Annotated in this window: 7 protein-coding genes and 1 pseudogene; 2 read left to right on the forward strand and 6 right to left on the reverse strand. The window is 41.4% G+C overall.

The annotated features are described in order from the left end of the window. Positions 1-855 (forward strand): IS1595 family transposase (locus C3418_RS21430; RefSeq protein WP_103859248.1); only part of this gene is annotated, 855 nt, incomplete at its 5' end. A gap of 4 nt (positions 856-859) precedes the next feature. Further along, positions 860-1,099: pseudogene (locus tag C3418_RS21435) on the forward strand (transposase); the annotation flags it as partial. 36 nt (positions 1,100-1,135) lie between these two features. Here the strand turns inward: C3418_RS21435 and C3418_RS21440 are convergent. Genes C3418_RS21440 through C3418_RS21465 form a run of 6 tightly spaced genes read right to left on the reverse strand, consistent with a single transcriptional unit; the run spans position 1,136 to position 8,884 of the window. After that, positions 1,136-3,385 carry an AAA family ATPase gene (locus C3418_RS21440; protein ID WP_103859249.1) on the reverse strand — a complete coding sequence of 750 codons (2,250 nt, stop codon included), beginning with the start codon at positions 3,383-3,385 and terminating at the stop codon, positions 1,136-1,138. Further along, positions 3,382-3,888 carry a hypothetical protein gene (locus tag C3418_RS21445; protein WP_010676173.1) on the reverse strand — a complete coding sequence of 169 codons (507 nt, stop codon included), beginning with the start codon at positions 3,886-3,888 and terminating at the stop codon, positions 3,382-3,384. Before C3418_RS21445 ends, C3418_RS21440 begins: the two co-directional genes overlap by 4 nt. Further along, positions 3,885-4,304, reverse strand: a complete 420-nt coding sequence (locus tag C3418_RS21450) for a hypothetical protein (protein WP_005895563.1) — start codon at positions 4,302-4,304, stop codon at positions 3,885-3,887. Before C3418_RS21450 ends, C3418_RS21445 begins: the two co-directional genes overlap by 4 nt. Continuing rightward, complete coding sequence (locus tag C3418_RS21455) at positions 4,301-6,364, reverse strand: integrase (protein ID WP_258040158.1); 2,064 nt, start codon at positions 6,362-6,364, stop codon at positions 4,301-4,303. The genes C3418_RS21450 and C3418_RS21455 overlap by 4 nt, the downstream gene beginning before the upstream one ends. Further along, on the reverse strand, positions 6,361-7,899 hold the full coding sequence (locus tag C3418_RS21460) for a site-specific integrase (RefSeq protein WP_258040159.1): 1,539 nt from the start codon (positions 7,897-7,899) through the stop codon (positions 6,361-6,363). The genes C3418_RS21455 and C3418_RS21460 overlap by 4 nt, the downstream gene beginning before the upstream one ends. Next, on the reverse strand, positions 7,865-8,884 hold the full coding sequence (locus tag C3418_RS21465; protein WP_103859252.1) for a site-specific integrase: 1,020 nt from the start codon (positions 8,882-8,884) through the stop codon (positions 7,865-7,867). Before C3418_RS21465 ends, C3418_RS21460 begins: the two co-directional genes overlap by 35 nt. Between the last annotated feature and the right edge of the window lie 197 nt (positions 8,885-9,081).

Raw genomic sequence — 9,081 nt, forward strand, 5'->3', positions numbered from 1 at the left:
GCTTGGCGTTTTCCGAACGGTTTCATCTGTCCTGAGTGCGCCAACAAGACCTGCTGTCGCCTGAAAAGTCGGCCACGCGTGCTGCAATGCAATAACTGCCGTCACCAGATGTCATTGACTGGAAACACGATTTTTGCAAACACAAAACTCCCACTGACCAAGTGGTTTCTGGCGATGCAGCTGCTGTCACAGACCAAAACTGGCTTGTCAGCGATGGAGCTAAAGCGCCAGTTGGACGTCAAATATGACACCGCCTGGATGCTCAAGCACAAGCTGCTGCAAGCCATGAAAGAGTCCGATGACAAGCAGCCCATCAGCGGCATCATTCAGCTCGATGATGTCTACTGGGGTGGCGAGCACCGTGGTGGCAAACGGGGTCGGGGCGCGGCAGGCAAGACGCCGTTTGTGGCAGCAGTGGCCCTGAACAAGGAAGGACATCCAATCAAGATGCGGATGACGGTGGTCGATGGTTTCAAAACCAAGTCCGTTGCTGATTGGGCAAAACGGCATATTGCCAGTGGTAGCGCGGTGATATCCGATGGATTGGCCTGTTTCAAAGCGGTCAAGGAGGCCAATTGTGAGCACCTGGGTGTTGTCACCGGGGGCAACCTGGACTGGCTGGATCATCCGGCATTCAACTGGGTAAACACGATGATAGGAAATGTGAAAAACTCGCTGCGGGGCAGTTGCCATACGCTCGGAGCGAAGCATTTACCAAGGCATCTTGCGGAATACTGCTTCCGGTTTAATCATCGTTTTGACCTCAAGAGCATGTTGGTTGAATTGGGGCATGCAGTCGTGGCAAGCCCTCCGATGCCATATCGGCTCTTGAAGCTGGCTGAGGGTCATGGGTAATCAGGTTCACAAAAGCAAACAGACCGAGCGATGGTTGAAGAAGAATCCCAAGTTCTGCCTGGTGTTCCAGCCAGTTTACAGCCCTTGGGTTAATCACATAGAACGGCTATGGCACAAGTTACATGAAACCATCACGCGCAATCATCAATGCAGAGGGATGGCAAACCTGCTGGCCCGAGTGAAACACTTCATGGATACCGTGTCTCCTTTCCCGGGGAATGGCTATGGCACAGCGAAGGTGTAGCACTATTGGGATCAGTTATTTAGTAATTTCAAGCCGTTATCTATCAGCATCTAAAGGAGAATCAGCCATTGCTTGTATTAGCAACGCTTTAACCTTATGTCCAAGATCAACATTTCGTCTACTCGCTGACTCATGTGTTAGTGCTTGGCTCAGAATATTCAGAGGCCCGACCAAGTAGACCTTTTCTACAGCTCGTGTAATCGCGGTATAACACATTGTTCGATCAATATTTGGGGCCTTATCCAGAACAATGATGACTTGCTTAAACTGTGAACCTTGACTCTTGTGAATCGTCATAGCATAAGCGTGGTGAAGGGCATTGATTATATCCAACGAGATCTCTCGCTCTATGCCGTCATCCCACAGGATCTTGCCAAAGCTAGACAAAGGCTCATCATTGTTATCATTCTTTAATATTTTCATTACGTTGTAAACTTGGCAAATGTGTCCTGTGGAACCATTCATCAGGTCATGATCGTAAAGGTTGGCGCAGCACATTACTTTATCATGTAGTTTAAACTCAGTATCTAAATAGTAATTTGCTTCTTCTATAAATACTCTTAATGGCTTACTATTATTTAATGCTACGCAGCGTTTATTTATATCATTAACCATTTTAGTTGTAGCGCAAATTATTTGTGTTTCATCAGGTTTTTCTAAATATAATGAGACTGCTCTCTTTTGAATTGCATTGGCTCCATTGATATCAATATGGACGACATCATCGTAGCTAAATGTTGGAAGAATACCATTACGGATAGAGGCTGAAATAGCAGGGATGTTTGAGAGCTTATCTTGTCGACGAACCTCTGTTAATGTGATTTTTGGAATGTCGTGCATTGGCACCAGTTCATGGAAAACAAGACCAAAGTCTACAGGTGGAAGTTGCCCAATATCGCCTAACATGATTACATGCGCAGAATTAGGAACACATCTCAATAGGCGGTACATGCTAGGTAAGTCTACCATTGAGCTTTCATCGACAACAATAACAAGTTTTCTGCCTTCATAATTATTAGCATTGAAGTTTCTAATAAATCTTGCGATAGTATGAGCCTCTTGATTTGTTGCCTCTGCCATCCTTTTTGCTGCTTTGCCTGCAAGTGCGACTTGTATTGGTCTTATATCTAACTCACGAAACACGGAATAAAGAGCATCTAATAATGTAGTTTTGCCTACACCTGCACCACCATTAATAATTAGAAAACGATGTTTTATAGCCCCCAAGATAGCTTCTTTTTGAAGAGAGTTTAAGTTAAAACACTTTTTACTTTCGTATTGATTGATATAAAAGTTTATCCTTTTTTCATCGATGAATAATTTACTTGGGTTTGTGATGAGGTTCACCAATCGCTGAGCAACATATGCTTCCATGGTGAAAGCACCAGCGCTCTGTAATTCATTGTCACCAACATCAAGGATATTTTCACACGATGTGGCGAGTGCGAATGCTTGATTAACATAGCACTCTGTTTTCTCTTGATTATTGGGGATATGTAAGAGCTGTTTCAGCCATATGTCTAGATCATATCGTGTTGCTAATGTACTCCCGCTAGAAAGGTGACAGTACAATGCCTCCTCGGCTGCTGCTGCGAGCCTAATAGGAGCATCCAATTGAAATCCTAGAGCCACTGAGATTCGATCACATTCATTAAAATCAACACCAAACGCTAATAATCGGTAAGGGTCTTCGCTTACCTTACTTATGGTTTCCTGTTGATAATAATCTGATACCAAAAATGAGGTGGATACTGATAATCCCAAATGTGCATTGCAGAAACGCATAGCATCAATATTTATATAGCTACGCCATGCATCGATAGTATTTTTTGCGGTGTTTTCACTTAATATCTTACGCAGGCTTACAATATCACCATTGTCCAAGATTTCAAATAAGGACTCACCAAATGTAGACCATAATGTACGGGCTTTTACTGGGCCAACACCTTTAAATCTGGCGTGACTGCCTAACATGATTACGATTTGCTCCCCTGATGGCCTAATTAGATCTAGGTATTGAGGGGTGATTACAGTGAGAATGCCTCCGTGCTCTACACGTCTACTATACTGCTTTTTGACAGCTAATTTAACCAATGCACCCTTCGCTAATATTAGTGACAGGCGATCACTGTTATTTTCAATTATGTGAATGATGTAATTGCGCTTGTAATTGCAATTACGTAGAGTGTCAGGATCTATCTGCACAGCATGAAATGAGCGACCTTTTCTGGATGAATATGGTGGTCTCGTGATGCGAAAAAAATTCTCTTGCTCGAAGTCATTCATCTAGGCACCCGCTTAAATATTTCTAGCAATTCCATACGATGCTGTTCTCGATGTGAATTTGATTGAAGAGATTTATATTCTTGCTTTAAGCCTTCTAAATGAGATTCAAGTTCTGCAACCCGTAGCTGTAATTGGCGAATCATTTTATCTTTCTCTTGAATGCTCTTTTCTTGCGGGCTGTATCGCTTTGCGGGTGCTTTTGAAGTATCCCTAGCCTGGTAGGGAAGCTCCTGCAAGGTATTCTGCTCAGCTAGCCATTGAGCCTTACTTTTAAGGTACGCAACAATGTACTTATTTTGGTAATAGCTAGAGCGAGATATACCAATCTCTTTTATTATGGCAGTTGCATTTAAACTGCCATTTTCTATGAAGTTTTGCCATTCAGCAAGGTCAAGTGGCCCGACCAAATTAGCCACCTTAACAAGATTTTCACGCGCCTTGGCATGCATTTTATCAAGTTCAAAATCTTCCAGTTCATGGCTAATACTGAATGCTTTATTCATTTTTTAAGATCTTTCAATCTGGCTTTTGTCTTCATAGAGTGTGGGAGCGGTGCTTCCAACTCCTCAATGGACATACCACGACTTGTTGCATTGGCGAACCAGCGAACAAAAGTCTCATCATAGTCAGCCAATAGTTTTTTTAACTTGATATTTTCCTCTTTTATTTTATCAAGCTTTGATTGGGTTTCTTCTGCACGCCTGCCGATATCTTCTAATATGTTGCTACTTTGATTGGCTTCTTTATAAGCCTTAACGATAGCTTCTTTTTTTGACAATGCTTGCCGAGTAAATCCTGTCTCCTGTTCTAGTTCCTTCCAAGTGACTTTATTCTTCCCACTGCGGGCAGCTAGGATTACGATGAGTTTGCAGAAGTCTTGTTCTAGTGCCGCAGTAATTTGTTTCTGTTCTTTTTTCATATTGCAACGCACCCATTATTACCATTAGGGAAAACTTGCACTAATTCACCATCTGAAATTGAATTATCCTGCTCAATGGCGAGGGCTATACGACAACCATTTAATAGTTCTTCATGAGAGCGTAGCCAGTTATTGGAACCATGATATTCAGCGTCAACTGCTGCTTTAACATGTTGAATTCGAGTTTCTTGTTCAGCTTGAAGTTTTTGTAAATGGATGATCTCTTCCTGATTTCCTTTTATACGATAATACTCAGAGCATCCACGGACGCATGCATAGTATTTTCCACATGGAGAGTCACTATAGTCATGTTTACATAAGCCAATTGCAGTGATGAGTGTTGTACCAATGTCTTCTATCGTTTCAAGAACCTCATCACGGTCTACCAGTGTAAAGATCACGGATGCCTCTTTTGCTTGCTCTGGTGTTATATTTGAGGCGGCAAAGAGTATGTCTGCGTTATCCATGACTCTTTTAGCTGGATTAGTGTGGTCATAGGCTACGTTGTCTAGAGTATACTTTCGCCCAAAGTATCGAGCAATCTCTATAGGGGTTACTGAATCTGAGAGCTCCAGCATAGTGTCTAGAAAGTGACGGAATTGATGTGATGTCAGCCGGATCTGTTCACCTTGATAGCACAGATTTTTGCGTTCAAATACATTTTTTTTACCCAGCTCGGGACGACCCGCTATATAGTCATATATTTGAGTATATGATATCATTGTGAATTTCCAAGGCTCAGCTCTCTTAATAGAATGATGACGCTGATGTTGGGTAACAAATATTAGTTTATCCAGTGAGTTTGCTACAGTTAATGCTGAAATCTGTTTCCATAACTGTTCGATAGACTTCTGCGCTAATGAAAATGTTTTTTCCTTTAAGTCTACTGAGTGGAATGCGACAGCAATTTTACCTGTATTTGGATTCCGTTTATTCGTCAGATTTATATTTCTTCTGTTTAGATAGGAAGTGAGACTTGGACGTGATGACCAGTTTAATCTTTCCCAAATATCAGTGATAAACAACTCACAATCCTCAGTGATAATTGGGAAGAAGTCGTATTTCCCATTAGCAACGCATTTAATCGTGTCACGTACAGGTGCTAATATTTCAATGGCGCTAGTCAGACCTTTCTTTAGGATTGGTAACAGGCTTTCGGTTATTGGTTTGGTTTGATATCCAGCCCCCTTTTTGGCTCGGTAGCGGATCTCATGAATGGATAATATCTCCATTTCACCTGTGAAGACGTTTTGCTCCTCAATCTCCCTAGCCTGTAAGCAGTCGACATCCAGGCAGATCACCTCATCAAATCGCAGACCTGTTGTAAACATGATTTCTACCATAGCCTGAAACAGTGCATCATCACCTTCTAGATTCGAGTTAGAAATTGCTGCTACTGCAATGAGGCTTTCATGGGTAGGTAGCTTCTCATGCCGTTTGGTAGTTGACTCAAAATCGATTCTTGTATCACTCGCGGTATGGGTTTCTCCGCGTTTAGATGACTTTTTGAATACAATTTTTTGGATGGAGAGCCGCTTCTGGTTAATGAATTTCGCAATGGATTCTAGTCTCTGACCAACACGGTAAAAGGTAGAACTTTCTAATCTATCGTGTGCTTCAGCCTCTGCGACTTTGAAGTCATAAGTAGTAAGAGTGCTTGCTGTAATATTTCTTTTTAGCATCGCATTATCTAAATACCGATATGCAACAATATAGAAATTGAGTGTTCCTACATCTTTTGGCTTCTCAATTTGCAAGGCTGAAATATGACATTTAGCTATGTCAGATAAATCCAGATTGTGAAACGCTTTCATGGCATCGCGTGATGACTTAACTTTTTTACCTAGATTGTTATCTCGACTAAAATTGACGGATATATTATTTCCAGATTTTCTGGCTTGAGTCTTACAAATACCCTTAGCATCCCAGCTAAAGGCATCCCATTCCCAACCTTCTAATGTTGCAAAGGGAGTGTTTTTTTTGTAAAAGTGAACTAATTGTTCCAGATTGCTACCAGCATCTACACCAGTTGATGGCAATAATTGTAGGCTAGTATTCATAGTTCACCCCTGTCAAACATATCAGCAAACTTGCGAGCAGCTAAAAAGTTTTTATGTTGTAGAATATTTATGGCGTGAGCATCACCAAATGCTGTTTTTACTTCCTCTACCATCGTATCTACAACTGCCTTATGGTCAACGTCTTCAAAGGCTTCTAGAGAAGAGCAGTTGTAACAAGAAAGTGGGGGTTGCAGAGAACATGGGGTCGCGCTACCGCAGCTACCAATTTGAACAAGATTTAAATTTTTCGATGGCGCGAAAATGCCTTGTCCTCGCTTAGAGGCATTATCAGGCGTGACAACTTTACCTGCAAATGCATCGAGTATATCCATGGCCTCACTTCGCAGTACATCATCTAGTTTTTTGGCAACAGTATGTGATTGTCTATAATAAACTTCTAGTTGTTGTAAATCGCTATGATCCATTAGTTCAGCAACAACAGACATAGGAGTGCCTTTGGCGATTAATCGTGAGCAGAAGGTTTTACGAAGTCTACGGTTGGTTACCTGGAAGTCCAGTCCAACAGCTACTCTGAACTGGTTGGTGATGTACGATATCTTGGTGATTCTTACTTGGCGCTTAACCAATTCATCTCTAACACTATAGTACTCTGAGATAACAGGCCAATCATCAGTAATTTTTGTACCTAGTATATCTTCGTAACGTGCTTTCATTAATGAAAGTAGTTTTGCAAGTGTTTTTGTTATGGGGCGAATTTTATATACATTATTATTGGCCTGCCCTCTTTGTTTTGCCCTCAAGACTTTTAGTGTGTATACACCTTTGTCTGAGAGCTGTAAGTCAGAGAACTTCAGCCTCATCACTTGGATATTTCTCATGCCAAGAACCTGGGCGCATTTCAGTGACACCAATCCCTGTAATGAATGCGTGGTTAGTGTTTCTGGAGAAATGGAGTTTAATGTGGAGATGAAGATGCGTTCTTCCTTGATCGTAAGTGGGCCACGGTCAGGGATTTCCATAATGACATCAAGACCTTTACCTTCGTCTGTACCAAACTTTATACTATCTAGGTAGTAATCATAAAAGTCTTCATCAAAGTGTGGGAGGCCTTCTTCGACACACCATTTATACATCATTCTTAAAATAGACTTAGTGCCCGCACTGCGTTCAGAGTTCATAAACTCTCTGTAGATTTCTTGTATTTTTTCAGCAATGTTTTCTGCTGCAATATCGTCTGGGATGTTTAGTAAGCGCCAGCATTTATAATGTGAGAAAAGTGCATAGTTAGAGTAGATATGACAAGCATAAGAAATCCATGCGCGAGCATGTTCTCTTAGTTGATGAGGGATTTTGTCAAAGTATATGGTCTCCCTCTCCGGTTCCAAAAATATTTTACTTTGTGTTAAATCCAGTTGTTGGCCTGACTGGCTTACAGGATATGGGTCATAAGCAAATCGTGGATGCTGGTCTATTTGTACCAACATAATATCGTTTTTATCTAATTTTTTTGTAGGCATAGCCAGCACCTCGGCAATCATATTATGATAGTTTTCTATGTGATTCCATTTCAGCATGAAGTTGGTTTAGAACTAAGTTGCATTGTTCCATTATTGAACCAGCTTCATATATTAGACTACTATCTGAGTTATACGTCCACCCCCCAACATTATTTTTTAGCTTTTTCTGTTGGGCTGAATCAATTCCCATTTTGGTGAGCATTCTGTCAAGATTTTCAAAGAGGGTATGCCTTAATTTATGCGGGTGGATATCTGACAACTCTAAAATCTTATTCTTAATACTTGAGAAAACATCATCCAGTGCTGCTATTGATAGCGGATTATGTGGTTTGGTTGTCGCTAAGAGTAGATAAGGGCTCTTCATAGCTGAGTCGCCAAGAGATTTTCTGGCCTGTTTATATTCATCAATCAGTGATGCTAGAGGAAATGAAATAGGTATGATCCGGCCAACTGTTTTTTCGCGAGGTGATCTACCACGAGGATCGTTATGCTCGACATTCTGTTGTGTCAGGATAAATGGGTAAACTCCATGTACCAGCTTGCTCGTATGGCAGTTTGATGTTGTAAGTGATAGCAGTTCACCTTTCCTAATTCCTGTTTCTAAAAGTAATCTAAGAATTAGCTTGTTACGTAACTGAGTAGCTTTATTCCAGCCAAGCAAACTTGGCATTTCCATGACATCATACAGTGTTGCTTGTTGGACTAATGACAAACCAAGGGCGCGGCCTTGAGCTGTCTTTGGTCTTCTCAGCTTGGCTAGTTTTACTTGAAGTTTTTCCATCATCTGGGGGATTTGATGAAATAGAGGATCAGTATTACGGCGCTTGGAAATTGCTTTGTCGGCTAAAAATTGAAAATAAACCAATACCAGGTCAAGGCGTTGATTGAAATAATCAGGACTAACAATATCTGGCCGGAGGGGTCTTGCTCCGTTGATATCGTATGAGTGATGTTCAAGGTGTTTTAGAAAACTCTGGTATAAGCCCGTATCAGCAAACCCTGTCTCAGCAACAATTTCCGTTAGATCTACTTTTAGTAGCATTGCTGCCCATCGTTCGATATGGATTAGGTGGTTTGCATTATTCTCCTGTGTTTTTTCCGCACCATACAGGCTGACTCTTATACACAAGTAGCGTCCTGAACGGAACCTTTCCCGTTTTCCAGGATCTGATCTTCTATGTGACTCCCAACATAGTAACGATCATGATAACTTCTGCTCTTCATCGTACGGCTGACTGG

It is taken from the genome of Aeromonas sp. ASNIH8 (assembly GCF_002919855.1).
GTDB classification, from domain to species: domain Bacteria; phylum Pseudomonadota; class Gammaproteobacteria; order Enterobacterales; family Aeromonadaceae; genus Aeromonas; species Aeromonas caviae.